We start from the raw sequence: 26,122 nt of genomic DNA on the forward strand, positions 1-26,122 counted from the left end.
TTATTACTTTTATCTCAAATTTAAACCTGAATTCATGAAGAAGATTCTAACAGCTTTTCTATTGCTGTGCTTTACCATTGCCTTTTCGCAGGAGAAAAAACCAATGTTCTGGCAAGACATTCAAAACTTTAAAAAAGAAGATCAACAAAACCCACCTCCTAAAAATGCAATCCTGTTGATAGGAAGTTCTTCTTTTACGAAATGGATGGATGTTTCCGACTATTTCCCCGGAAAAACGATTATCAACAGAGGTTTCGGGGGATCGAGATTAACTGACCTTAATTATTTTGCAGATGATCTTCTGTCTCCTTATCAGCCTAAACAAATCATTATTTATTGCGGAGATAATGATTTTGCCGACAATCATGCATTGAAAGCTCAAAAAGTGGTTAACCGCTACAAAGCATTCTACAAAAAAATACGTGAGAGATTTCCCAATATTGAGGTAGATTATATTTCCATAAAATATTCTCCAAGCAGAGAGCAACTTTGGCCTCAAATGAAAGAAGCTAACGAAAAGATTGCTGCGTTTATGAAAAAACAGCCTCATTCGCAATTTATCGATATCACCAAAGCAATGGAGGACGCCAATGGCAGTGTAAGAAAAGATATTTTTCTGGACGATATGCTTCACTTAACTCCGGAAGGTTATAAAATCTGGGCACAGGTGATGACTCCTTACATGAAATAAAAGAAAACGAAGATAATTAGAGCCTGTTGAAATTTTTAAGAATTTTATTTTATGAATCTATTTGCCAATTTTTATGGACGAATACGTTTTACCATTAAGGTTCTTAAGATTTTTAGAATATTAAGTTTGGGCTTCGCTTTAAGAGGCGTCTTGCTTATAAAAAATCTTTGATTTTTTCTTAATTAAACTCAACAACTTAATTTATCTTAATGGTTCAAATAAATTTTTAATAAAATTTAAAAAGAATCTTCATCTTATTAAAAAAACGATTCCTGATATGGGAATCGTTTTTTATTTTATTTCTTTCTCTTCGATTTAGACTTAGCTTTTTGCTGTGCTCTGTTGGCTCCAAACTTCTTAGGTGCCTTTCTTTTCGATGGTCCACCCCAGTTTTCTTTGGTATTTTTGGCTTTCTTTTCGTGGAAAGCTCCTCCACCTTCGTTTAGTTTAACCTGTACAGGATTTTTCATTACCACTTCATCTTTTTCTGAAGCAATTTTATTAGGATTAATTTTCACTTCTCCAGGAAAATCATTGAACTGCAATTCTTTATCCATCAACAATTCAATATCAAGAAGTAAAGGTTCTTCTTTTTTAGTAACAAAAATAATAGTTTTACCTTCTTTATCCGCTCTACCTGTTCTACCGATTCTGTGAATGTACTGTTCAGGGATATCCGGTGTCTCGAAGTTGATAACATGAGTAATATTAGAAATATCAAGACCTCTGGCCATTACATCTGTAGTAATTAATCCTCGGATTTCTTCATTCTCAAATCTTTTCATAGCCTTAAGCCTGTAGTTTTGAGACTTATTGGAGTGAATTACATCAAACTGTTCCGGGAAAAGTTCATCAATTTTGGTAAAAAGAAGGTCAGCGTGTTTTTTATTATTATTAAAAATCAACACTTTAGACATATCTGCATTGGTTTTCAGTAAATGCTCAAGTAAATTAATCTTAGTATTGAAGTTTTCAACTTTGTAGGCGCTCTGTTCAATTTTTTCAAGAGGTGTTCCTGATTTTGCCAATGAAATTTCCAATGGATTAGCAAAGTATTCGTCCAGCATTTCATCTACAGCTTCCGTCATGGTTGCAGAGAAAAGGATATTTTGTCTCTTCTCTTTCATCATTTCAAAAATATGAGTCAATTGTGGTCTGAAACCTAAATTTAGCATTTCGTCAAATTCATCAATGATCAGTTTCTGAACTTCTTTTAAGGAAATAGCATTATCAATGGCAAGATCCATCACTCTTCCGGGAGTCCCTACCAAAATATCGCAACCATCGTTGAATAATAATTTTTGGGTATTGATATTTTTTCCACCATATATTCCGATCACTCTCGCAGTAATATTCTCTGTCAGTTTTTCAAGAATTTCAGCTACCTGTACCACCAATTCTCTAGTAGGAACAAGTACCAAAACTGTTGGGTTTCCGGTTTTACTGTATTTCCATGTTTTCAGAACTGGTAAAAGGTAAGCTAATGTTTTTCCGGTTCCGGTTTGTGCAATACCCATTACATCTCTTCCGGAAAGAATAGGCTTTAAGCTTTTCTCCTGAATTGGAGTAGGCTCAAATAATTCCAGATCCGCTAAAACATCAAGAATTTTAACCGGCAGGTCAAAATCTGCAAAAGTGAGTTTTTCCATTTTGCAAAGATAGGTATTAATATGTACAATGTAAAATGTTCGTTAAAAGGTAATGCATTAGACAGGAGACTTGGGAATCCGAGTTGCAATATTTAGACTCATTTTTCAATCCTAATCTTTACATTTATCTTTATTTTCTCGTTACCCGTAGTAAAAGTATTAGCACCAAAATAATGGAAAAAGTAAACCCTAAAACAGCGATCAAGGATAATTCTCCAATCTTTGGACCTGATTCTGATGTAAAAACAATAGATGTTGCAATAATATTGGCTCCTAAAACCATCGCTAGAATCAAATTGGTAACACTTGATTTTATCAACTGATTGGTCTTTTCTATGTTTTTAATTTCACTTGAAACGGTAAATTTATTTTCATCTAATTTCTGAAGAACGGAACGAAGCTCTCGGGGAATCTCATCTACATTATCCGTAAAATTCATCATTCTGTCCATACCAGTTTTTAGAAGATTTTTTGGACTGATTTTTTTAGTAAAAATTTTCTTTGTGTAGGGATGAAGACTTTTTACGATATCTAAATCGGGATTAATATTTCTACCAACTCCTTCTATCAGACTGATTCCTTTAAACAACAAATAGAAATAATCGGGCATATAAAGCCTGTTATCTTTTAAGATATCCTTCATTTTATTGATAATTACCTGGACATTAATATCTTGTAAAGATGAGCTGTGAACAAAATTCAGAATATCCTCTACATCGCCCTCAAATCTTCTTTCATCAGGAATTTCATAGCTTACCGCCATTTTCTTTAGATAACGTACTATTTTGTGAGGATTTTTAGCCACAAAACTTACAATAAGATTTTCAAGGATTTCCTTATCGTTAGGTTGTATTTTTCCAACTGCACCAAAATCAATAAAAACGATTCTGCCATCTTTTTTCACCAGGATATTTCCTGCATGTGGATCAGCATGAAAGAATCCGTAATCTAAAATTTGAGATACAAAAAGTCTTAATCCGACTTCTGAAACCTTGACAGGATCAATCTCATTAGCCAAAAGAACAGTTTTATCTGTTACCTTAATTCCATCAATAAATTCCATACAAAGAATATTGTTGTTGGAAAATTCTTCGTATACTTTTGGAACGTAGGTTTCTTTATTATTCTTAAAATTGAGACGGAATTGCTGGATATTATTTTTCTCATTAATTAGAGAAACTTCTTCTAATAAAGATTTTTCGAAAGTGGAAATGGCCTGTTTCAGATTAAGCTTATCTCCTATTTCGGAATAGGCTGACAAAAGTTTTTCTAAATCTTTAATCAATAGCAAATCATCTTCAATAACGGACTGCACGTCAGGTTTTCTAAGTTTCAGAATTACCGGACTTCCATCTTTTAATATGGCTTTATAGACTTGTGCAATAGAAGCTGTAGCCAAAGGTTCTTTTTGAATCTCAAGAAAATGGTCTTTAATAGAAATATCGAATTCATTTTCCAATGCTTCCTGTACATCCATATCTACCGTTTCTACTTTATCTTGTAGCTTCTGCAATTCCCGAATCATTTCCGGTGGGAGTAAATCTTCTCTATTACTAAATGTTTGTCCGAGCTTTACAAAAGTAGGTCCGAGTTCTTCCAAAGCAAGTCGTATTCTTTCATAGACTGTTCCTTTTGAAATAACCTCCTCAGAACCGGCTGAAACAATTTCCTGTTTATTTCCTCCATTCATTCTCGCCAGCAGATCTTTGAAGCCGTATTTACTTAACACAGAAATCAGTCTTGCAGATCTTTTCAATTTTCTTTGTTGCTTGTCAAACATAGTGTACTAATAATAGGTGCAATGTACTCCAAAAAGTATTCCTATTATTATTTTTATACTGAATGTTTTTTAGTAAAAAAAGTATTCTGAAGATAAAAAATTAAAAACATTAACACATAATCAACCTTTTATCTTATTAAAACTAATCATAATAATAAAATTCAAGCAATAGTGACAATACTTAATATAATTTTCTATATTTACAGGGTACAAATTTTAAAACAAACCAATAAAAGTATTTCAACATGAAAAATTTACGCAACAACAAACTTTCAAGAGAACAATTAAAAGGTATTTCAGGAAATGGTATCATCATCGGTGGTACTTGTTCATACGAATGCTGCCCTACTGACGGAAGACCAAGATGTCCAAAAATGATCTGTCCTGCGGTAGTATGTCCTCAATATTTATAAGATTAAATTGAGTATTGCCTGAACAGGCTATATTGAATCCGAAGAGCTATTTCTTCGGATTTTTTTATTTCCAACAATGGAGAATTTAGAACAATAAAAAAAGATTTTCAGATAATAGAGCGCTTTTTAAACTGTTATACATTTGGATGAGAAACATTAATATAAAAAATATCACAAATCATGTTACAAAAAATTATTTCAGCCTGCTGTATTATAGCATTCATGGCCGGTTCATTATTCAAAGCGCAAATAGCTTCTGCAAATACAATTTCAGAAAATATGACTGCTAATCTGGATTATTTAAATCTTACTGATAATCAAAAAAACAAAGTATTGTACATTAACAAGGTTGCTGCAGATTCTCTTAATGCCCTTGATAAAAAAATAGGAAATAACTCTAATATTCTAAATAATAAAGCCATTACAAGTGAATTGGTAAGCATCATGGTGCAACGTGACGCTTCTCTAAGAAAAATCCTTACTCCTGAGCAGGAAGGACAATTTGAGAAGAACAGGATCAAAGAACTTGCCAGCTTCAGAACTTTGGTAATGATTCCTTTATTAGATCTTACGGATCAGCAGGTTCCACAGGTGTATGATATCAATTTTAAAAGTGTTCAGGCCATGCAAAACGATTTAGATAAACGCAATAAAAGTAATAGAGCCACAAACGAACAAGATGCCCGTCGTATTATCACAAATCAGTTTAAAAATGTAGATAAAGATTTTGAAGCTATATTAAGCCCATCACAAATAACTATTTATAAAAATAACGAACAAATGCTGATTGATGCGGTTAGAAATGATAAAAAAGTAGCCACAAAATAATACATTTTTTATTCATCATATTTATTCCCAAACTAAGTCTTTCTTCACGGGGTACCATTCTTTTTTTGGTAGCCCGTTTTTATGGATATTTACTTTGAGAAAAAAATATCTTAACAAAAACGGGATTTCCTTTAATCTATATTGATAGCTCTACTTAAGATAAGTATCATAGAGGTCTTTTCTTCTGTCTTTCATGACCTGTACAGAGCCATTATGATGAAGGTCCTTCAATAGATTCAAATCGACATCTACAATTAATGTCATCTCTGTATTGGGGGTAGCTTCTCCTTTAATAGCATTTGATGGAAAGGCAAAATCGGAAGGAGTAAACACAGCTGCTTGTCCAAACTGAATGTCCATATTATTTACTTTCGGAAGGTTACCTACACAGCCTGCAATAGCTACATAACATTCGTTTTCTATTGCTCTGGCGGCAGCACAGTGGCGTACCCTCATATATGCATTCTGAGTATCTGTAAGATATGGAACAAATAAAATTTTCATTCCTTGATCGGCCAAGATTCTTGGTAATTCCGGAAATTCGACGTCATAACAGATAACAAGTCCGATTTTTCCGCAATCGGTATCGAAAACTTTTATTTCGTTCCCTCCTTTCATTCCATAATACCTCTTTTCGTTCGGGGTAATATGAATTTTTCTGTACTCATCCTTACGCCCGTCACGATGAAGAAGATAGCTCACATTGTACAAATCATTATTATCACTATCAAAAACAGGCATACTTCCGGAAATAATATTCACGTTGTAACTGATCGCCAGTTCTGAGATTTTATTTTTGATCTGTTCGGTAAGCTTAGCCAGTTCTATCATACTGTCTCTTTCGGAAAGATTATTGAAAGGAGCCAGCAAAGGCGTGTTGAATAGCTCCGGAAAAAGCACAAAATCAGATTTATAATCCCCCATTACGTTTACAAAGAACTCTACCTGCTCATAAAAGGATTCTATGTCTTTGAATGGTCTCATCTGCCATTGTACCAGCCCTAAACGGATGATACTGTCCTGCATCGTATTTGGGTTTTTGCTGTAATAAATATTATTCCATTGCAAAAGAACTGCATTTTCTCTGGAAGCTTCATCTTCAGGAAGATATTTTTTCAGGATTTTTATGGGTAGAAAATTATTGGAAAGCTGAAAAGATAATACGGGATCATATATTTCCTTATCTCTGACTTTACGGATATAATTTCTTGCGGAAAGCTCATGGCTGTACTTATGATAGTTCGGAATTCTACCGCCCAGAATAATAGATTTTAAATTTAATAGTTCACATAATTCTTTTCTGGCATCATACAACCTTCTCCCTAAACGAAGTTCACGAAATTCGGGATCTACAAAAACTTCTATTCCGTATAAAACATTTCCTTTTGAAGTATGTGTATTGAAAGTATAATTCCCTGTGATATCACTGTATGTATGATCATCACCGAATTCTTCATAATTGACAATAATGGAAAGTGCCACTGCTGCCAATTTTCCGTCTACTGTAATGCAGATTTGCCCGTCCGGGAATATTCTCGTTAATTTTTCAATACTTTTTTTAGACCAAATGGATTCTGACATTTGCGGATATGCCCTTTTCATGGTTTCTGCCAGCTCATCATAATCCTGAACTGTCAGGGGTCTTGTTTCTATTTGCATTTGATGTAATTTTATTTAAATTTAGGCAAAAATTATACAAATACCATTTAAAACAATAATCACTTTATTATTTTCTATTTATAGATGAAACCGTACGCAGTAACTTTACTCATGAGCATCTCAATTATTTTTTTTTTAAGAATCTTTTATACAGACTCATCAGTCAATGTTTCACATAATTTAAACCTGTTTTCAGCATCTGAAATAAAACCTCAGGACGCAAAAGGTTTTATTTACTTTTATTTAATAGTTGCGATGTTATTAAATTATGTTATTTTCCATAAACACATCATATTTAAGCTGATATATTGCTTGTTAATTATGATCAATATTATACTGATCGTTTTTTCATTAAAGCAATTTTAGAAGTAAAAGTATTTATCACAGATAATGTATGTTTGAAAACCTTTCTGATCAGAAGAAAATAAATTTATTCTTAATATTTTCTGTCTTATTTCTCATTTTTTTTATTTATCAGATTACAAGACCTGATGATGATGGTGATAAATTTACTATTGCTGATATTAAAGCATCCTTTGATGGAAGAATTATTAAAAAAGTTGATCTAAAGAAAAATATTTTTTCTCATGTTAAAATATCAAGGAAAAATAAATTTGACACATTGGTGTATCTAGGTGAATATGTAGATAGTATAAGTATTGGTGAAAGAATTATTAAACAAAAAAATTCACCTTTCTTTTTTGCTATCAATAAGGAAAGTAATTCCAGAAAATATATTTTCACACTCATTCCCGAACGTATTTATAACAATGATAAATTTCCTAAAGCCTGGAAAGACAACTGTAAAGGAAATTGGAAAGAAGTAGTAATTCATGAAAAGAATCTCAATAATTAATTTAGTAGTATCATTAATTTACTTATTACTATCAATATATTTTCAGACAGAATTTTTCCTTGAGTTCATTCCGGTGATTCTGCTTATTTTAATTATTAATTTTTATATCATTCATCAGCACAATGAAAAGACAATCTTGTATCTTATTAATGGTATAATCCTTCTAATATTGATTTATTTTTTAAGCATTGGAATTATTCTAAGACAGGATTGGTAATAAAAAATCCCACCCAAAACGGGCAGGATTTATATTTAAAATTCAAGTCAAAAATTATTCCCACTCAATCGTTGCAGGTGGTTTGCTTGAAATATCGTAAGCTACTCTGTTGATACCTCTTACTTCGTTGATAATTCTGCTTGAAACAGTATCAAGGAACTCGTAAGGAAGTCTGCTCCATGTTGCTGTCATAAAGTCGATGGTATTTGCGGAACGAACTACAGCTGTGTATTCGTAAGTTCTTTCATCACCCATTACTCCTACAGATTTTACCGGAAGTAATACTACGAATGCCTGAGATACTTTTTCGTAAAGATCGTTTTTGTATAGTTCTTCGATGAAGATATCGTCAGCTTCCTGAAGGATTCTTACTTTCTCAGCATCTACAGCTCCCAATACTCTGATTCCTAATCCAGGACCTGGGAAAGGGTGTCTGTATACCAAATGGTGAGGAATTCCTAATTCTTCTCCTACTCTTCTTACTTCGTCCTTGAAAAGCTCTCTTAACGGCTCTAATAATTCGAATTCCATATCTTCAGGAAGTCCTCCAACGTTGTGGTGCGATTTGATCACAGCAGAAGGTCCGTTTACAGACTGGCTTTCGATAACGTCAGGGTAAATGGTTCCCTGAGCCAAGAATTTAGCGCCTTCAATTTTATGAGATTCTTCATCAAAAACATGGATAAATTCGTTTCCGATGATTTTTCTTTTCGCTTCAGGATCATCTACTCCAGCTAATTTTGAAAGGAATCTTTCTTTAGCATCTACCATTTTAATGTTCATATGGAAATGTTCTCCATATTGATCCATTACTTTCTTGCCTTCATCCTTTCTCAATAATCCAGTATCAACGAAGATACAAGTCAACTGATCACCAATTGCTTTATGGATCAAAACAGCTGCTACAGAAGAGTCTACACCTCCGGAAAGTCCAAGGATTACTTTGTTGTCTCCTACTTTCTCGCGAATTTCTTCAACAGTTCTGTCGATATAATTTGTCAGCTTCCAATTTTTCTCTGAATTACAGATTCCAAATACGAAGTTTTCAAGCATTTTTCCACCTTCTTCAGTGTGAGAAACTTCAGGATGGAACTGAACACAGAATATTTTTTTGTCTTCGTTAGCAATAGAAGCAATTACCCCAGATTTTGCATTCAGCTCAAAACCTGCCGGCAATTCTCCTACTTCGTCAAAGTGGCTCATCCAAACCACAGAGTTTTGAGTTACTCCTTTTAATAAAGAACTTTCTTTAACGATTTCAAGATTTGCTTTACCGTATTCTCCTTTTTCTCCTTTATTTACTTTCCCGCCCAAAAGGTGAGCCGTCATCTGCATTCCGTAGCAAATTCCCAATACAGGAACTCCTTGTTCATATAATTCTTTTTCAACCAGGTGAGCGTTTTCTGCATTTACAGAGCTAGGTCCACCGGAAAGAATGATCCCTTTTGGTTGTTTTGCTAAAATATCTTGTAAAGGTGTATTGTAAGGTAAGATTTCAGAGTATACTCCCATCTCACGGATTCTTCTTCCGATAAGTTGGTTGTACTGGGATCCGAAATCTAAAATAATAATACCGTTGTTCATTTTTTGATGATTGATTTGTTTGAAAGATATCAGATTTCAGACATCAGATTTCAGATTTTCTATCTGAAGTCCAGAGCCTTGCATCTGATATCTTATTTAATATTAACTGTTTTACAAAAAAAGACTTGGAATGGCTCCAAATCTTTTTTCGTGATTTTTATTAAAACTTTCCGATGTCTTCTCTGTAGAAGCCGTAATCGAAATGTACGTGTCCGGCATCTTCGTAAACTTTCTTGCGGGCATCTTCATAAGTAGCTCCTGTAGCGACAACGTTCAAAACTCTACCTCCGTTGGAAACTACTTTATCGCCTTTTCTGATAGCACCAGCGTATAATAATTTACTATGCTTTAATTTGTCCTCTCCTACAATTTCGAAACCTGTTTCGAAGTTTCTAGGATATCCTCCTGAGCACATTACAAGACAAACTGCCTTTTCGTCTTTGAACTTAAGCTCAATATCTTTTCCTTCCATACAATCCTGAATAACGTCTAAAAGATTGTTTTCCATAAGAGCCATCAATACCTGGGTTTCAGGATCACCGAATCTCATGTTATATTCAAGAAGATAAGCTCCGTTTTTCGTCACCATTAATCCGAAGAAAATGATTCCTTTAAATCCGAAACCTTCAGCTTTAAGACCTTTAATAGTAGGTTCTAAAATATTTTTCTCAAAATCAGCATAATGCTCCTGAGTGAATTCCGGGCTTGGTGCTACAGAACCCATTCCTCCTGTATTTGGACCAGAGTCGCCGTTTCCTGCTTTTTTATAGTCTTTAGCAGCAATACAAGGGAAAAGCTTTTCACCATTAGAGAAAGCAATAATAGATGCTTCAAAACCTTGCAAATATTCTTCGATAACTAAACGGATACCAGCATCTCCATAAATTCTTCTGATCATGAAATCATGGATGGTAGCTTCAGCTTCTTCAAGGTTATCACAAATAACAACTCCTTTTCCACCAGCTAAACCACTTGCTTTGATCACTAAAGGGTATTGCTGTATTTTTACATATTCTATAGCTTCATTATATGAATCAAATACTACAGCTTTAGCTGTTTTGATATCATAGGTCTGCATAAATTTCTTAGAGAAAGCTTTACTTCCTTCTAAGCTTGCTACTTTTTGAGTAGGACCGAAAACTTTAAGATCATGTTGCTTAAATTCGTCCTTCAAACCAGCTACTAATGGAGCTTCAGGACCAACAATCGTTAAGTCAACTTTTTCTTTAATAGCGAAATCTCTAAGTTCTTTGATTTCTGATAAATGAACATTTTTCCCTATTACATCGGTAGTAGCATTCCCGTTGGCAAAAAACATTTTAGAAATTCTAGGGTCATTCTGAAGCTTTGCCGCTAAAGCAGATTCTCTACCGCCTTCACCTATGATTAATATTCTCATACTTTATTTATTATCTAGTCTAATTTACAAATATATAATTTTCCAATTAAGAAATTAAGTGATTTAGGAATTATGATCATCGCAGATGCTAATTTTTCAAGTCTTCGAATCGCCTAATTTCTTATTTTTTTTAATTGCATTCAATTAGTGGAAAAAGTGTCTGACACCTGTAAACATCATCGGAATACCATGTTCATTAGCAGCTTCCACACTATCCTGATCTTTTACACTTCCACCTGGCTGAATAATTGCCTTGATACCTTCCTGAGCGCAGAAGTCTACGACATCACGGAAAGGGAAAAATGCATCAGAAGCTAATACTAAGTCTCCTGAGAATTTTTCTTTTGCTCTTTCAATAGCCTGTTGTGTTGCCCAAATTCTGTTGACTTGTCCACCTCCAATTCCGAAAGCCTGGATTCCATTGGAAACTACAATAGCATTTGATTTCACATATTTCACTACTCTCTGAGAGAACAGCAATGCTTTTTTCTGTGCTTCTGTAGGCTGAACTTCAGTCACTACTTTAATATCATCAGAGAAATGCAAATCATTATCCTGAACCAAGATACCACCATCAACTTTCACCCATGTTTTCTTGTCTGAAACCGGGTTTACAATTTTAATGATTCTAAGGTTTTTCTTTTTTCTTAAAACTTCAAGAGCTTCTTCATCAAAGTCCGGAGCCATTACGATCTCCAGGAATGTTTTGTTTAATTCTTCAGCTGTTGCTGCATCGATCTTATAGTTCATAGCAACAATTCCGCCAAAGATAGAAACCGGATCACATTCGAAAGTTTTTTGATACGTTTCCAATGCTGAAGTTCCGATGGCAACGCCACAAGGTGTAGAGTGTTTTACCGCACAACAAGCCATTTCTTCTTTGAATTCCGTTACCACTTTCCAGCAAAGGTCCATATCACGAAGGTTGTTGAAAGAAAGTTCTTTACCTCCCAATTGTTCGAAGTCTTTCATCGCTCCGTTCTCGAAAGTAGAAACGTAGTAAGCAGCTGTCTGGTGAGGGTTTTCTCCGTATCTCAGGTCAGAAACTTTTTTGTAAGAAGCGTTTAAATACGTAGGATATTCTTCATCTAAAAGCATTCTTGAGATAGCCGCATCGTAAGCAGAAGTAAGATTGAATACTTTTCCTGCAAGTTTCTTACGTGTTTCGATATACGTGTCACCATTTTGCTCCATTTCCAGTTTTACTGTTGTATAATCTTCTACATCAGTAATTACCGTTACAGAATCAAAGTTTTTCGCTGCAGAACGAAGCATAGAAGGACCACCAATATCAATAAACTCTACTTTCTCGTGTAAAGAAATGTCTTTGTTTACATTTTCAAAGAAAGGATAAAGGTTTACGATAACCATGTCGATCAAACCAATTCCGTGTTCCTGAACAGTTTTCATGTGTTCTTCGTTGTTTCGAACAGCTAAAAGACCTCCGTGAACTTTCGGGTGTAAAGTTTTCACTCTTCCGTCCAACATTTCTGGGAAATTGGTTACCTCATCAATCTGAATGGGATTTAAACCAGCGTCTTTCAAATGTTTGAACGTTCCTCCTGTGGAGATCAACTCATAATTCTGAGCTTCCAAAAACTGTGCGAATTCAATTAACCCACTTTTGTCAGAAACACTGATTAAAACTCTCTTTTTACTCATTACTTTCAATTTTTACTTTTCACAGTTATTTCAAACTGTATCCGGTTCTTTCACCTCCGGATTACTTTTTATTTTACTTAGATTTTTTTATTTAATGTAACAATGAGATTCTTCGCTATGCTCAGAATGACAATTACAATTATTAGTAAACTGTTACATTGTTATATTGGTACATTATTTATTTCCCAGGACCTTATCGATTGCTAAAGGAAATATTTCATATTCAATCTGGTGAACTTTCTGTGCCAATGTTTCGGGGGTATCATCAGCCGTTACTTCAAAAGATTTTTGAAGAATAGCTTCTCCTTCATCAATACCCGGTGTTACAAAATGTACCGTTGCCCCACTCTCTACTTCTTTGGCTTCAATAACGGCATTGTGAACGTTCATTCCCCACATTCCTTTTCCTCCGAATTTCGGAAGCAATGCAGGATGAATATTGATAATTTTACCATTCCAGTTTTCACAGAACTCAGGTTTTAAAATGGATAGGAATCCTGCCAACACAATAAGATCTGTATCTTGTGGGATTACTTTAGCCAATTCGCTGCTAAAATTCTTTCCTCTTGGAATGAGTATGTTTTTTATATTATGATTTTTTGCTCTTTCCAATCCGAAACACTCTCTATCAGCAACCACCAGACTTACTTTTGCATTCCGGATTTCTCCAGCTTCGATGGTATCAATGATTCTCTGCAAATTGGTTCCTGAACCGGATACGAGTACAACGATGTTCTTCATTATTCAGATGTTAGATATCAGATATCAGATTACAGACTTGAAGTCTGATGTCTGGTGTCTGAAATCTGATGTCATTTAAAATTTCAAATCAATTTTCTCTGCTCCTTCCGTGATTTCCCCGATTTCGTAAGCATCATCCAAAAGGTGTAATACTTTTTCAGCGTGCTCAGCATCTACTACGATTACCATTCCTACACCCATATTGAATGTTCCGTGCATTTCTTCACGTTTCACCCCACCTCTTTTTTCAAGCTCAAGCATCACACTAGGAATTCTGATTTTTGATTCATCAATAGAAGCACAAAGTCCTTCAGGAATAATTCTCGGAACATTCTCATAAAGCCCTCCTCCTGTAATGTGAGCAATACCGCTTACATTTACTTCTTCCAATACTTTATGAATGTCTTTATAATATAATCTTGTAGGCACTAAAAGGGTTTCATATAAAGGTTTTCCTTCAAACTCTTCTTCGAAGTTCGGAAATACTTTTCTTACTAAAGAGAATCCGTTGGAGTGGAATCCTGAGCTTGGCAATGCAATAATTTTATTACCTGTTTTAATTTTAGATCCGTCAATAATCTGGTCTTTTTCTACGATTCCTACACAGAATCCGGCAACATCATAATCTCCGGGCTGGTACATCCCCGGCATTTCAGCTGTTTCTCCACCAATCAATGCGCAGTTGTTGTCCTTACAAGCATTCACCATTCCCAGAACGATCTCTGCTGCGATTTCGGAATCCAGCTTTCCACAAGCCAAATAATCTAAGAAAAACAAAGGTTTTGCACCATGACAAAGGATATCGTTGGCACACATTGCGAAACAGTCGATACCAATAGAATCATATTTTTTGGTATCTAAAGCTACTTTCAGCTTTGTTCCTACTCCATCTGTTCCTGAAACAAGAACGGGATTTTTGTATCCTCCGATTTCATAGAAAGCACCAAAACTTCCCAAATGGTTCAAAACATTGGAATTATGGGTTTCACCGACCGCTTTTTTGATCTTGTCAACCGTTTTGTATCCTTCTTCTTTGTCTACTCCTGCTGATTTGTAAGTGTTGCTCATGTCTGCTTAGATTTTTAGATATTGGATTTCAGATGTCAGATTATTTGTGTCTATTATCTGATGTCTGTTGTCTTCTTATCTTTTATATTTTTACTTTTTATATTCAAATTTAGAAAACAAAAAAGCCGACAATCTTTGCAGATTATCGGCCGTTATTTTATCTCAGAATTTCAGAGCCCACAACTTTCCCTTTATGAGAAAAACATTGTTTATAGGAGGTCTGAATTTTCATCTCTTTTCTTTTTGCAAAAATAGTAATTTTAAATGAATATTCAAATTCTATTTTTCAAGGATAGTTTCGATGGCTGCAATCTTCTTGATTTTCTCTTTTAATTCGCTGTTTTTCTCTTCGTTAGAAATTTTTTGTTCAGCTTTATCAAAGTTATCATTAAAGAAAGGAAGTGAAAAAGTTTCTACCACATTTCCTCCATGGAAAGGGAAACGTTTTGATGCTGCCTCTAAAACTCCGGCTCCTCCTCTACCTCCCGGCGATGTAGACATCAATAACATTGGTACTTCATTCCATACTGTTCTGTCTTTAATTCTCGATACCCAGTCGAACACATTTTTGAATGCTGTAGAGTACGTTCCATTATGCTCTCCTAAAGAAACCAATAGAACGTCTGCGCTATCGATTTTAGCTGCAAAGTCATGTGCTTCCTGAGGAACACCTCCCTCTAATTCTCTTTCATGCTTATAAATTGGCATTTCGAAAGGATTTAAATCGATTACTTCTGCTTCCGCATTTTCAAATAGTGTTGATGCATAAGCCACCAATTGCTTGTTCATTGAAACTTCTGAGTTACTTCCTGCTATTGCTAAGATTTTCATATGTAGTATTTATTTTTTTGTTATATGAAATAGTCAACATTCTTTGATGGCTATTGCATACTATTTTAATTTTTTAAGGATACAAATTTAGTTTTTTATTTAAGATAAGCAGGCAATTCCATCGGTACTTCCATTAATAATATTTCTGTGTCTTCCACTGCTTCAATATTAAAGCTTTGTGTATCCCAGATTCCCAACCCGTCTCTTTCATTCAGAACACGATCACCCACTTTGGCACTTCCTTTTAAAACAAATGCATATACACCGTTTCCTTTTTTATTAAGCATATAGTTTTTGCCATTGCCTTTTTTGAAGTTAGCAATATTAAACCAAGCATCCTGATGAATCCAAACTCCATCATCGTTTTTATTAGGGGATAAAATCTGTTGGAATCCATTGATCTTTTCACCTTCTTTAATGCTTTTCTGATCATATCTTGGTTCAACATCCAATGTTCTAGGAAAAACCCAGATCTGTAGAAATTTTACCTCTTCGTCTTTATTTTTGTTGTATTCGCTGTGCATTACACCGGTTCCGGCACTCATTACCTGAATTTCTCCTTTTCTGATCACCGCAGTAGTTCCCATTGAATCTTTATGTTCCAAGTCACCCTCCAGAGGAATAGAGATAATTTCCATATCTCTGTGTGGGTGTGTTCCGAATCCCATTCCCTGAGAAACGGTATCATCATTCAATACTCTTAAAACTCCAAAGTTCGTTCTATCTCTGTTTTGATAGTTTGCAAAACTAAAAGTATGGTAAGAGTTTAACCAACCATGATTGGCATGGCCTCTTGAATCTGCTTTATGATATACTGTTTTCATTTTCTGTGATTATTTATGGTACAAATGTACGGGATCTAGAGGCAGGAAAATGTTGATGTAGGTTAAGAAAGGAGAATGAGTTAAAATAACCTGAACTCCTCGGGTTAAGGAAATTATAATTTAGGGTATTGGAAGCTGGAAGAGGGAGGCTGGGAGTTACTGTCCCTTCCTATTATCTATACATGGTTACCATAAATGAGTAGCATCACTGTTTAATAAGGATGAAAATACGGAAAAACTGTTCTTTATAACCTGAATAACTTCCTTCTTCAAGCTCCCAGCGTCCATCCTGATTAAAATAGAAAGTTAAAAGTTGAGTCAAAAGGCATCTTTAATGCTGGAGCCTCTTTTAAGATAGAAAAACAAACCACAGATTACTAAGGTAAAAGCGATCAAAACCCACAGAATAGTGGATATGTAACCAGAGAAATGTCCTAAAATATTTGTTACAATACCTATCCCCATTTGGTTGGCAGCCATTAAAAATCCGGAAACAACAACTGAATACGTTGGAAATTCTACAGTTCCCCAGCCGATAGAGCCCGGAAATATACTTCCCATAAAAAAGCCTATCAAAAACATCATCAATAAAAGAATATGAATATTGGGAGCAACCAATAGCAATAGAAGCAAAATACCTACACATAGCGGAGAAACAAGAAAAAAAGAGGATAAGTCCAATTTTTTTGTTAATATTCCAAATAAAAGGCGGTTCAAAGCAATACCTCCCCAAAATAGGGATAATCCTAAACTTGCTTTATTATTATCCAGCCCCTTATTTTTAAGAATAATTCCGCCAAAGCTTCCAAAGGTTCCTTCTATACAACCGTATAAAATAATTGCAGCAAAAAATATCCATAGTTTTCCGGGAATCCGAAAATGCTGAGGAAGCTCGAAAAATGTTCCTTTTTCAATTTTTAAAAATAAAAAGATCATAAACGCAATGCTTACGACTACAAATATAATCCCGGGGACATACATCCAGTTTTTAACATTTCCGATCAAATTCATCATTAAAGGAGAAGTAGACGTCCCCAGTCCCACCAAAAACTGAAGGATTAAAATAGCCGAGGAATTTTCTTTTTCAAATAAACTTGCAGCAAGGGGATTCAATGTTGTAATGGCTAATCCAAATCCGGTTCCTGTAAAAGTGACCAAAATAAGCAATAAGGGAAACAATAATGCTCTTTCAGCAAGAAAAAAATGAAGAAGCCACAGAGTACCTGTAGAGGTAAGCATCAACATAATGCCTATCATCAAAATCATTTTAGGCCCCCATTTATTGACTAAAAACGGAGCTCCCAAACATGAAATAATAATACAAATTACCTGCGGAATGAAAAGATTTCCAAATTGTGAAGGAGAAAGTCCAAATAAAGCCATATCCGTAAAAGCAGTTCCCAATGCCGGAAACACCACAAAGTTGACTCCGGTAAGAAATGCTAATAAGAAAACAACAATAATGACAATTCTCCTAGAATTCATGGCTTTATTTCAAAACATGGTTTTTAAGGTGCTCTCCTACTCGTAATGCCATCGCAATAATGGTAAGCGCCGGATTCACTGCACCACTGGAAACAAAAAATCCGCCATCTACAATGTATAAATTTTCCAGGTCATGTGCTTTACAGTGGGTATCAACTACTGATGTTTTAGGATCCAATCCCATTCTTGTAGTTCCGTTTTGGTGTGCCGGTGAAGCGATATCCATTCCTTTACTGAAATAATAGCCTTTAAACAGGAAGCTTTCAAATTTACCTGATGCTTTTAAAGCTTTAATTAATTCTGTTTTCAGAAACTCGTGCCCTTTTTGATTGTTATCTGTATAGTTGATTTTGATCTGTCCGTTTTCGACCGTTACCCGATTTTCAGGATCCGGTAAGTCTTCAGAGGTGAGCCAAAAGTCAACGGCATGCTTCGCCATCAATTCAAAAGTAAAACCCGGAGCCGGAATAGGACTGTCTGCCTTAATCTGGTTTTCATCTGATTTTCCCAACATTTGTATATGCCCTAAGGGAAATTCATATCCTCGTGCAGCATGATAGAAATCATTGATTCCGAATGTTTTTCCAAATTTAGTAGGATTAGGTTCTGTATATAAAGCAATTAATGCTGTATTTTGATGAAACATATAGTTTCGTCCTACCTGATCTGAAGTATTGGCAAGCCCATTGGGAAATTTCTCATTTTTACTTTGCAATAATATTGCTGCCGAATTGATAGCCCCTGCCGAAAGTACAACAAGATCCGCTGTTAATGTTTTTGTTGCCCCTTCTTGTTCGATTACTACCTCAACTATTTTTTTCCCGGAATTATCCGTATTTAATGCAATCACTTTTGTATTTGTCGTCAATTCAACATTGGGATACTCCAACGCTTTTGACAGGGCACACAGATGGGCATCTCCTTTTCTTTCTGAAGCATCGGGAAAACCATCAAACCGATCTAATGTATATGGAGCATTGGCTGTTGTGTGTGGTTTAAAATTAACACCAACCGGCAATTCAAATGGATGTAAACCGTAGTTCGTTAATTCGTCAAAAATTTCCTGAATTCTTGGCTCGTGAGGTAATGGCGGATTAGGATAAGGCTCGGAATCAAATGGTTCCGTAGGATCTGCCCCTCTTTTTCCATGTACATGAAAGAGCTTTTCAGCTTCGAGATAATAATCTTTTAAATCTTCATATTGGATAGGCCATGCGGGGGATGTACCACCATAATGTTGTATTTCTTTAAAATCATCTTCTCTTAAACGAAATAATGCGGCCCCATAAAACTTGGTATTTCCACCAACATTATAATGCATTCCCGGTCTGAATGTCCTCCCATATTTATCCAGCCAAACATCCGTGGTAGTGTATCTGTTTCTTTGAAAAACTTCTACAGAATCCCAGTTTTCTTTTTCTACCGGAACATAGTCACCTCTTTCTAAAATTAATATTCTTTTTCCGCTATCAGCCAATTTATAGGCCATGGTAGAACCTCCTGCTCCTGTTCCTATGATAATGATATCGTACATTTTTTACAATTTGGTGTATCTAAATTAAAAATAAAAAAGGCAGAAACAGCTTAACAAAATGTTAATTTTCAATTGATTGTATAAGAAGTAAAAAGGCTAAGAAAGCTAAGATGGCTAATTGGATCAATATATAAAGGAAAAGAGGTTATCACCTATATTTGACAATACAAAAACGGAGACAGCCTTTTCTTTCTATTGATATTTTAAATTTGAATTCTATAAATATTTAAAAATGTACCTGCTGAATTTCTTCTTTAATTTCTTTAGGTGTTTCATTTTCTGATTTCACAAATATCATCGTTACTATAGCTCCAATGAGCATACAAACCCCTCCCACTACTATATAATCCATTGCCTGTTTCCCAAAGATACCACTTACAACAGGGCCACCGAATAAACCATTGATAATCTGTGGAATGACAATAAAGAAATTGAATATCCCCATATAAACGCCCATTTTCCTTTGTGGAATTACTTCAATCAGCATGGCATAAGGCATTGCCAAGATACTTGCCCAGGCAAAGCCAAGTCCAATCATTGAAATCCATAGGTGATTGACATCTTTGATAAAATACATTGAAATCAATCCCAATCCCCCGCAAAGTAAGGCTAATGCATGGGTTTGTTTTTTACCTATCCTTTTTGCTATGGGTGTTAATAAAAAGGCAAAGGGAATTGCCCAAAAGTTATACATCCCAAAAAGTTCTCCCGTCAAATCCCCTGCGGTATTGAATGTTTTGGAATGGGTATCTTCCGGAGAAAGGCCAAAATGGTGAGTGGCCAACGCACTGGTGGTAAATACCCACATGGTAAATAGGGCAAACCAGGAAAAAAACTGAACGATTCCCAGTTTTTTCATCTGTGTGGGAATGGCAACAAAATCTTTGAAAATATCTGAAAATTTAGAAGGACTCTTTTCAATTTCTTTTTCTTCTTCAAATTCTTCAAACTCTTGTGGAGAGTATTCCCGGGTAGTAATAATGGTATACAATATAGCTATTAAAAGCAACCCTGCTCCTATGTAAAAAGAATAAATGACATTATCCGCTACAAAACCTTCAGGGGCTTCATTGGATACTCCGAGTTTCGTCAACCACTTGGTCAGATACGAACCAATGACTGCTCCTACTCCAATTAAAATAGTCTGTACCGAAAACCCTATCGTTCCCTGATGTTTGGGCAGCATATCTCCAACCAAAGCTCTAAAAGGTTCCATAGCCACATTAACGGAAGCATCCATCATTGTAAGAAAAATAACGGCTAACAAAAGTGCATTGGCAGCAAACATTTGAGTTACCGAAGCAGCGTTAGGAAGTAACACTAATCCTATGGCACATAAAATAGCACCGATTAAAAAATATGGTTTTCTTCTTCCTAAAGGGCTCCATGTATTATCTCCCATATGCCCAATGATAGGCTGAACGATCAATCCTGTAATTGGAGCAACCAACCAGAACCAGGATAATTCATGAACATCGGCTCCTAAGTTCGCAAGGATCCGGCTTGCATTTCCATTCTGTAATCCAAAAGCCATCTGGATTCCCAGAAATCCCATACTCATATTGATAATCTGAGCAAGCGAAAGTTCCGGTTTTACTTTTTTAGCCCTCATTGTCGCTAGTGTTTTATTTTGTTTTCAACTGCTGTAGAAGAATATCTTCAAGTGCTGTTTTTTCGGCAACCACTTTATCTACCACTTCATTGGGAACGGTCATAGACAATACATATTGTTTTACTTTCCAGCTTCCATTGATGTTTTCTACAACTCCTGAACCTCTGCATATTTTCATTTGTGTATCCAACAGTTCATCGAACCATGCTAGTTTTCCATCTTTACTGAAATAAATATTTCTTTTAAGAGAAGTAAAATTCCAGGTTTTCTTTTTGTCAAAGTGAGGTTTTGCCCAGATCATGAAAGCTTTTTTATCCCAGATTTCAGTAGCATCTGTTCCTATAAAAGTGGACTCATCGGCAAAATAATTGAAATAGGTATTATAATCTGCTTTGGCAGCTGCTACATTAAAAGCGTCAAGCATTGCACTGATTTCGGCTTTTTCTTTTTCAAATCCTTTTTTTGATTGTGCGGAAAGAACAGCCGAACTCCATAAAAAAAGAATCAGTGTGTAGGTTATTACGTTTTTCATATAATTGATAATTTATTTTTCAAGTTCAAGAATTAACGAGGTTTTTGCGGGAACAGCAATATTATTTTGTAGTATCCATTCTTTTCCTGAAATCACTTCTTTTCCTTTTGAATATCCTCTTAATGATTCTTCAAAACGTTTTAAATCTAACGTTTGATCTTTCTCATTGTTGTTTATGATCACCATAACACTTTCTTTTTCATTATATCTGAAGTAGGTAAAGACCCCATCCTGAGGAACAAAACTTTTAGTTTTCCCTGTGTGAATCACTTCTTTACCTTTTCGCCAGTTCAATAGTTTTTCGGTAAACAGAAAGAATTCTTTTTGCTCAGAAGTTTGTGTGGAAGGGTTAAATGCATTTTGCTGATCAGATTTCCAACCTCCGGGAAAATCTCTTCGGATATCAGCATCACCACCTTTATTTTTATCACCCCGCATTCCTATTTCTGATCCGTAATAAATCTGAGGAATGCCACGAACTGTTGAAATCAAGGTAAGGCCCATTTTATATGCTTTAGGATCTGCATTGAAGATTTCATTCCATCTTTCTGTATCGTGATTTTCGAAGAAAACTAAAATATTATTAATATCCGGATATAGGAAATCACTGGTAAATGAATCATAAATTTTTATCAATCCCGTATTCCAGCTTTCTTTTTCGTTCAATGCTTTTGGCATATCTGCAAATAACATAAAATCCATCACGGATGGCAAATTGGAATTGTAACCGGCAGCTTCTCCTGTTTTGGAATTTTTCTGCCATGCAGAGATTTGCCCTGCTGTATATAACCAAGTCTCTCCTACAATATTGAATTTAGGATATTCATCAGTAATGGCTTTCGCCCATTGTGCCATTGCTTCTTTATCATTGTACGGATAAGTGTCTACCCGAAAACCTCCTAACTCTGCATATTCAATCCACCAGATGGCATTTTGGATTAAATATTTTAAAACCAATGGGTTCTTTTGATTGATATCCGGCATCGTTTTGTCGAACCATCCGTCTAAGGCATATTTTTTATCAATTTCTGAGGCATTGGTATCAAATTGTGTGGTTGTTTTATAATTAGATCGTTTAAATCCATTTTCTCCATCCTTAAACCAATGAATCCAATCTTTTGCAGGAAGATCTTTGATCATCCAATGTGAACTTCCCCAGTGATTCGTTACATAATCCATCACCAGTTTCATATTTCTTTTGTTCAGTTCACGGGAAAGGTTTCTGTATTTTTCATTTGTTCCATATCGGGCATCAATTTTATATAAATCGGTTTGGGCATAGCCATGATAGGAATAGACTTTTTCGTTATCCTCATTTACCGGTGTCAGCCACACTGTTGTAGCTCCCAGATTCTGAATATAATCCAGATTGTTGATAATTCCTTTAAGATCTCCACCATGTCTTCCGTTAGGTAAGTTTCGGTTTACTTTTTCCGTTAAATATGGATCGGAGTCATTTTTTTCGTCTCCATTGGCAAAACGATCCGGCATAATCAGGTATATGACATCTTTTGAAGTAAAGGACTCACGATCTGCAGATCCTGAATTTCGTGGTTTTAATTCATAAGTATAACTTCCGAGGCTTTTCTTTCCCTTTTTAACATTAATGGTAAATTTCGGAGTATTGATTTCATTGGTATTAATGGTAATGAAAGCGTAATTAGGATTTTCTAGTTTCTGAATATCTTTAATCTGTATACCATCTGAAAGTGTAATTTCATTGTTGGCAATATCTTTTCCATAGATTAAAATTTGTAACTCCGGATTCTTCATTCCTTTCCACCAGAAAGCGGGCTCCACTCTTTCCAACATTTTTTGGGAAAAAGCAGAAGATGCCAAAGAAAGAGCTAACACGGCATAGATTGTCTTCATATTAGTGTTCAATTTAGCATTAAATTTTTATATACAAACAGTGGATGATTATTTTAGTAAAAGATTAAAGTGATTTTGAAGCCAGGAGCTGGAAGTAATAAAGGCTATAAAGAATAATGATTCATCTTTTTTATTGACCTTGAGCCAAAAATTAATGATGTAATAGGCTATCAGTCATTATAACTGAAAGTAACTTTCAGCTTCCAACCCATTTACCAGGCTTTCTTGCTCAGAACTCAGGTAGTTTTAGCTCAAAATGCATAACGGGTACATTTAATATAAAATTAAGTGTTGTTTCTGCTATTTTATTATCATAATTTTCAATATTCCCATCTTTTACAAAAAATTCATTTATAAAAAGTCTTTTATATAGATTTTATCTTTAGTTTTATAGAAAAAATGTTTGACTTTGGTAATATGTTCAAAACTGAGGGACCGGATGTAGTTTATACCTGGACAATTCCCGTGTTTGCTGCTATTATTTTTATAGAAATGGCTTACAGTCATTTTAATAAAGAGAAGATTTATGAAACCAAAGATGTAGCAACCAATGTCCTTTTTGCTCTTCTCAACTACGGTTTAGATATTATCATGAAAGGATTCTCTTTGTTTGTCATGATGTTTTTCTATCAGCATCGTCTTTTCGACTGGCAGGAAGGAATATGGTACTGGATAGCAGTATTTCTCGCTCAGGACTTTGCTTATTATGTTCATCATTATGTAGATCATCATTCCAGAGTTTTTTGGGCGGTACATATTACTCATCACAATTCTGATTACTTTAATATCAGCACCGGATTCAGAAGCCCTGTGTTTCAGCCATTATACAGATATCTGTTTTTTTCTCCATTAGCTTTTATGGGATTTCATCCGTGGCATATTTTGGTGGCTTACTCTTCCATCCAGATCTATGGTACATTTGTACACACCCAATCGATTAAAAGTATGGGCTTCTTGGAATATATTTTAGTGACTCCATCGCATCATCGTGTACATCATGCCTGTAATATCAAATACCTGGATCGCAATATGGGGATGGGACTGATTATCTGGGACAAGATTTTCGGCACCTTCGAAAAGGAAGACCCTGAAGTTCCTGTTAAATACGGAGTGTATCCAAAAATAAAGTCTAAAGATCCCGCGACTATGCTTTTTTATGAATGGAGGAGAATAGGAAAAGATATCAGACAACCCGGTATTTCTTTTACGACCCGAATAAAATATCTTTTTTATTCACCGGGATGGAGACATGATGGCACCGGAAAAACGGTAAAACAGTACCAAAAAGAATACAAAGAAAGAATGAAAAAAGATACTGTTACTCCTGTAGCCAAGCAAGAAATTTCGGAATCGGAATATCAATATTCGGATAAATAAAATCAAAATTGTATAAAAATAAATTCCCCGGCTCTTTGAGCCGGGGAATTTATTTTTATCTTCATAGTCTTTATAAAAGACCAGGCTGCCGTATAGCAGCCTGATTCTTTTCTTACTTACTATTAATCAAAAAGAATAACCTATTCCCACGCCAAATGAAACTTCAAACTTCTTTTGCGGGTTATCTCTGAATACAATCATCGGATATGCCTGGCATACAAGTCCTGAGTCTAACATCAACCTATATCCAAGACTTACAGAAACATTGGATTCAAACTTTTTATAAACAACATTTGGATTTAGCGATGTGTCAATAAAATCCTCACTAAATAATGCTGTATATCCTACTCCTGCTTGAATAAAGTGTTTTTTACCATATAATGCACTCAAAACCACCGGTAGGGATGTTACTCCTTTAAAGTGCTCTCCGTGTACCTCATATCCCGGACTTCTCCCCACTCCTGTTCTTGCAGAAAAAAGAATCTTACTATCTTCATTGAAGGAAAAAAGTCTTTCATAATTGGCAGAAAAAAGTGCTCTTGAATGCCCAACAAATTCTAATGCTACTACATTTTTTCGTTCTTGAGAAAAGAGTAAGGAAATACTCATACAAAAAGTTAAAAAAAGAATTTTTTTCATACTATTCATTACATTTTGCTTTTTGGATAACATCATCAATCATTGTATTTCCTAATTGCTTACTCCTTAAAAAGTTGCTGCAAGCCTTTTTCTTTTCACCGATTGATAAAAAGACTTCTCCCTGATAATATAATATAAGAGGATCATTGGGGTTGTATTCTAAAGCTTTATTAAAGTCTTTTAATGCTAAATCATATTTTTTCAATAGGGCATAAGCCGTTCCTCTGTTTCCATAACCTTTCTGACTTTTCTTGATACTTAATGATTTATTAAAATCTGCTATGGCTTCAGTATATTTATCCATCCTCATTCTTACATAGCCTCTGTTTAGATATGCATTGTACTCATTGGGAAGATGTTTTACTCCAATATCAGCATCTTTTAAGGCTTCATTAAACAGATCAAGCATAGATTCAGCGCCTGCTCTTTCACTATACAATATATAATCTTTGGGAGTCTTTTTTATTGCAACATTATAACTTTCCAATGCTTTTCTGTACTGACTTGTAGCCGAGTAATATCTGCCATAAAAAACATATACTTTGGCATAGCTGGAGTCAATTTCAAAAGCTTTATCAAAATCTTTTTTAGAATCGACTGCATTTTCCTGATATAAATATGACATTCCTCTGTATAAATAGGAATCTATTACCTTTTCTTTGGCATCTATGGATTTTGTAAAAAGCGATATTGCTTTTTCAAGATGATCGTTACGATATTCCTCAAATCCTAAATTAAAATTAGATTGGCCTAGAACCATCTGAATACCTCCTATACATAGAAGTGTTGCTACTTTTATTTTTCTCATTTTTACCAAAATTATAGTGTATTCCTATTCTCAATTTTCATGATGTAATAGTTTCGTTTTT

The 26,122-nt window shown here is 34.9% G+C and carries 22 protein-coding genes; 5 read left to right on the top strand and 17 right to left on the bottom strand.

What is annotated here, in order from left to right:
* Positions 1 to 34: 34 nt before the first annotated feature.
* On the top strand, positions 35 to 691 hold the full coding sequence (locus CW752_RS14005) for a GDSL-type esterase/lipase family protein (protein WP_101240321.1): 657 nt from the start codon (positions 35 to 37) through the stop codon (positions 689 to 691).
* A gap of 296 nt (positions 692 to 987) precedes the next feature.
* Here the strand turns inward: CW752_RS14005 and CW752_RS14010 are convergent, their stop codons facing one another.
* Together CW752_RS14010 and CW752_RS14015 are read right to left on the bottom strand one after the other, a co-directional pair.
* Positions 988 to 2,340: a DEAD/DEAH box helicase gene (locus tag CW752_RS14010; RefSeq protein WP_101240322.1), complete on the bottom strand. Its 1,353-nt coding sequence runs from the start codon at positions 2,338 to 2,340 to the stop codon at positions 988 to 990.
* Between the two features lie 130 nt (positions 2,341 to 2,470).
* Positions 2,471 to 4,120 carry an ABC1 kinase family protein gene (locus tag CW752_RS14015; protein WP_101240323.1) on the bottom strand — a complete coding sequence of 550 codons (1,650 nt, stop codon included), beginning with the start codon at positions 4,118 to 4,120 and terminating at the stop codon, positions 2,471 to 2,473.
* 245 nt (positions 4,121 to 4,365) lie between these two features.
* On the opposite strand from CW752_RS14015, the gene CW752_RS16945 reads away from it, so the two are divergent.
* Together CW752_RS16945 and CW752_RS14020 are read left to right on the top strand one after the other, a co-directional pair.
* Positions 4,366 to 4,533: a hypothetical protein gene (locus tag CW752_RS16945; RefSeq protein ID WP_185117633.1), complete on the top strand. Its 168-nt coding sequence runs from the start codon at positions 4,366 to 4,368 to the stop codon at positions 4,531 to 4,533.
* 180 nt (positions 4,534 to 4,713) lie between these two features.
* A complete protein-coding gene (locus tag CW752_RS14020; protein ID WP_101240324.1) occupies positions 4,714 to 5,361 on the top strand; it encodes a hypothetical protein in 648 nt (215 codons plus the stop codon).
* 150 nt (positions 5,362 to 5,511) lie between these two features.
* Here CW752_RS14020 and CW752_RS14025 read toward each other — a convergent pair whose 3' ends face one another.
* On the bottom strand, positions 5,512 to 7,020 hold the full coding sequence (locus tag CW752_RS14025) for a carbon-nitrogen hydrolase family protein (protein ID WP_101240325.1): 1,509 nt from the start codon (positions 7,018 to 7,020) through the stop codon (positions 5,512 to 5,514).
* Positions 7,021 to 7,414: 394 nt separating this feature from the next.
* Here CW752_RS14025 and CW752_RS14030 point away from each other — a divergent pair, with 394 nt between their 5' ends.
* On the top strand, positions 7,415 to 7,876 hold the full coding sequence (locus CW752_RS14030; protein ID WP_101240326.1) for a hypothetical protein: 462 nt from the start codon (positions 7,415 to 7,417) through the stop codon (positions 7,874 to 7,876).
* 271 nt (positions 7,877 to 8,147) lie between these two features.
* Here CW752_RS14030 and guaA read toward each other — a convergent pair whose 3' ends face one another.
* The 12 genes from guaA to CW752_RS14090 form a co-directional block, all read right to left on the bottom strand.
* Positions 8,148 to 9,677 (bottom strand): glutamine-hydrolyzing GMP synthase, encoded by a 1,530-nt coding sequence (guaA, locus tag CW752_RS14035; RefSeq protein ID WP_101240327.1) that lies wholly within the window; start codon positions 9,675 to 9,677, stop codon positions 8,148 to 8,150.
* Between the two features lie 160 nt (positions 9,678 to 9,837).
* Complete coding sequence (gene purD / locus CW752_RS14040) at positions 9,838 to 11,076, bottom strand: phosphoribosylamine--glycine ligase (protein ID WP_101240328.1); 1,239 nt, start codon at positions 11,074 to 11,076, stop codon at positions 9,838 to 9,840.
* A 144-nt stretch (positions 11,077 to 11,220) separates the two neighbouring features.
* Positions 11,221 to 12,738 (bottom strand): bifunctional phosphoribosylaminoimidazolecarboxamide formyltransferase/IMP cyclohydrolase, encoded by a 1,518-nt coding sequence (gene purH / locus CW752_RS14045; RefSeq protein WP_101240329.1) that lies wholly within the window; start codon positions 12,736 to 12,738, stop codon positions 11,221 to 11,223.
* Between the two features lie 174 nt (positions 12,739 to 12,912).
* Entirely contained in the window at positions 12,913 to 13,479 is a 567-nt protein-coding gene (gene purN / locus CW752_RS14050; RefSeq protein WP_101240330.1) for a phosphoribosylglycinamide formyltransferase, read from the bottom strand.
* A 75-nt stretch (positions 13,480 to 13,554) separates the two neighbouring features.
* On the bottom strand, positions 13,555 to 14,547 hold the full coding sequence (gene purM, locus CW752_RS14055; RefSeq protein ID WP_101240331.1) for a phosphoribosylformylglycinamidine cyclo-ligase: 993 nt from the start codon (positions 14,545 to 14,547) through the stop codon (positions 13,555 to 13,557).
* Between the two features lie 279 nt (positions 14,548 to 14,826).
* Complete coding sequence (locus CW752_RS14060) at positions 14,827 to 15,378, bottom strand: NADPH-dependent FMN reductase (protein WP_101240332.1); 552 nt, start codon at positions 15,376 to 15,378, stop codon at positions 14,827 to 14,829.
* A gap of 95 nt (positions 15,379 to 15,473) precedes the next feature.
* Positions 15,474 to 16,202 carry a pirin family protein gene (locus CW752_RS14065; RefSeq protein WP_101240333.1) on the bottom strand — a complete coding sequence of 243 codons (729 nt, stop codon included), beginning with the start codon at positions 16,200 to 16,202 and terminating at the stop codon, positions 15,474 to 15,476.
* A 318-nt stretch (positions 16,203 to 16,520) separates the two neighbouring features.
* Entirely contained in the window at positions 16,521 to 17,687 is a 1,167-nt protein-coding gene (locus CW752_RS14070) for an MFS transporter (RefSeq protein WP_101240334.1), read from the bottom strand.
* A 4-nt stretch (positions 17,688 to 17,691) separates the two neighbouring features.
* Positions 17,692 to 19,221 (bottom strand): GMC oxidoreductase, encoded by a 1,530-nt coding sequence (locus tag CW752_RS14075; protein ID WP_101240335.1) that lies wholly within the window; start codon positions 19,219 to 19,221, stop codon positions 17,692 to 17,694.
* Positions 19,222 to 19,447: 226 nt separating this feature from the next.
* Complete coding sequence (locus CW752_RS14080; protein ID WP_101240336.1) at positions 19,448 to 20,833, bottom strand: MFS transporter; 1,386 nt, start codon at positions 20,831 to 20,833, stop codon at positions 19,448 to 19,450.
* A 13-nt stretch (positions 20,834 to 20,846) separates the two neighbouring features.
* Positions 20,847 to 21,365 (bottom strand): nuclear transport factor 2 family protein, encoded by a 519-nt coding sequence (locus CW752_RS14085; RefSeq protein ID WP_101240337.1) that lies wholly within the window; start codon positions 21,363 to 21,365, stop codon positions 20,847 to 20,849.
* Positions 21,366 to 21,377: 12 nt separating this feature from the next.
* Positions 21,378 to 23,237: a glycoside hydrolase family 13 protein gene (locus CW752_RS14090; RefSeq protein WP_101240338.1), complete on the bottom strand. Its 1,860-nt coding sequence runs from the start codon at positions 23,235 to 23,237 to the stop codon at positions 21,378 to 21,380.
* A gap of 399 nt (positions 23,238 to 23,636) precedes the next feature.
* Between CW752_RS14090 and CW752_RS14095 the strand changes: the two genes are divergently transcribed.
* Entirely contained in the window at positions 23,637 to 24,614 is a 978-nt protein-coding gene (locus CW752_RS14095; RefSeq protein WP_101240339.1) for a sterol desaturase family protein, read from the top strand.
* A gap of 126 nt (positions 24,615 to 24,740) precedes the next feature.
* Here the strand turns inward: CW752_RS14095 and CW752_RS14100 are convergent, their stop codons facing one another.
* Positions 24,741 to 25,223 (bottom strand): hypothetical protein, encoded by a 483-nt coding sequence (locus tag CW752_RS14100; protein ID WP_133121693.1) that lies wholly within the window; start codon positions 25,221 to 25,223, stop codon positions 24,741 to 24,743.
* A gap of 31 nt (positions 25,224 to 25,254) precedes the next feature.
* Positions 25,255 to 26,061, bottom strand: a complete 807-nt coding sequence (locus CW752_RS14105) for a tetratricopeptide repeat protein (RefSeq protein WP_101240341.1) — start codon at positions 26,059 to 26,061, stop codon at positions 25,255 to 25,257.
* Between the last annotated feature and the right edge of the window lie 61 nt (positions 26,062 to 26,122).

The organism is Chryseobacterium sp. PMSZPI (assembly GCF_002835665.1).
GTDB lineage: Bacteria > Bacteroidota > Bacteroidia > Flavobacteriales > Weeksellaceae > Chryseobacterium.

Bases quoted from the DNA above. Each gene is read 5' to 3' on its own strand.
- CW752_RS14015 (WP_101240323.1), bottom strand. From the start codon at position 4,120: ATGTTTGACAAGCAACAAAGAAAATTGAAAAGATCTGCAAGACTGATT.
- purN (WP_101240330.1), bottom strand. From the start codon at position 13,479: ATGAAGAACATCGTTGTACTCGTATCCGGTTCAGGAACCAATTTGCAG.
- CW752_RS14085 (WP_101240337.1), bottom strand. From the start codon at position 21,365: ATGAAAAACGTAATAACCTACACACTGATTCTTTTTTTATGGAGTTCG.
- CW752_RS14075 (WP_101240335.1), bottom strand. From the start codon at position 19,221: ATGTACGATATCATTATCATAGGAACAGGAGCAGGAGGTTCTACCATG.
- CW752_RS14070 (WP_101240334.1), bottom strand. From the start codon at position 17,687: ATGAATTCTAGGAGAATTGTCATTATTGTTGTTTTCTTATTAGCATTT.
- CW752_RS14010 (WP_101240322.1), bottom strand. From the start codon at position 2,340: ATGGAAAAACTCACTTTTGCAGATTTTGACCTGCCGGTTAAAATTCTT.
- CW752_RS14100 (WP_133121693.1), bottom strand. From the start codon at position 25,223: ATGAGTATTTCCTTACTCTTTTCTCAAGAACGAAAAAATGTAGTAGCA.
- purD (WP_101240328.1), bottom strand. From the start codon at position 11,076: ATGAGAATATTAATCATAGGTGAAGGCGGTAGAGAATCTGCTTTAGCG.
- CW752_RS14005 (WP_101240321.1), top strand. From the start codon at position 35: ATGAAGAAGATTCTAACAGCTTTTCTATTGCTGTGCTTTACCATTGCC.
- CW752_RS14020 (WP_101240324.1), top strand. From the start codon at position 4,714: ATGTTACAAAAAATTATTTCAGCCTGCTGTATTATAGCATTCATGGCC.
- purH (WP_101240329.1), bottom strand. From the start codon at position 12,738: ATGAGTAAAAAGAGAGTTTTAATCAGTGTTTCTGACAAAAGTGGGTTA.
- CW752_RS14095 (WP_101240339.1), top strand. From the start codon at position 23,637: ATGTTTGACTTTGGTAATATGTTCAAAACTGAGGGACCGGATGTAGTT.
- CW752_RS14030 (WP_101240326.1), top strand. From the start codon at position 7,415: ATGTTTGAAAACCTTTCTGATCAGAAGAAAATAAATTTATTCTTAATA.
- CW752_RS14080 (WP_101240336.1), bottom strand. From the start codon at position 20,833: ATGAGGGCTAAAAAAGTAAAACCGGAACTTTCGCTTGCTCAGATTATC.
- CW752_RS14105 (WP_101240341.1), bottom strand. From the start codon at position 26,061: ATGAGAAAAATAAAAGTAGCAACACTTCTATGTATAGGAGGTATTCAG.
- CW752_RS14090 (WP_101240338.1), bottom strand. From the start codon at position 23,237: ATGAAGACAATCTATGCCGTGTTAGCTCTTTCTTTGGCATCTTCTGCT.
- CW752_RS14025 (WP_101240325.1), bottom strand. From the start codon at position 7,020: ATGCAAATAGAAACAAGACCCCTGACAGTTCAGGATTATGATGAGCTG.
- CW752_RS16945 (WP_185117633.1), top strand. From the start codon at position 4,366: ATGAAAAATTTACGCAACAACAAACTTTCAAGAGAACAATTAAAAGGT.
- CW752_RS14060 (WP_101240332.1), bottom strand. From the start codon at position 15,378: ATGAAAATCTTAGCAATAGCAGGAAGTAACTCAGAAGTTTCAATGAAC.
- guaA (WP_101240327.1), bottom strand. From the start codon at position 9,677: ATGAACAACGGTATTATTATTTTAGATTTCGGATCCCAGTACAACCAA.
- purM (WP_101240331.1), bottom strand. From the start codon at position 14,547: ATGAGCAACACTTACAAATCAGCAGGAGTAGACAAAGAAGAAGGATAC.
- CW752_RS14065 (WP_101240333.1), bottom strand. From the start codon at position 16,202: ATGAAAACAGTATATCATAAAGCAGATTCAAGAGGCCATGCCAATCAT.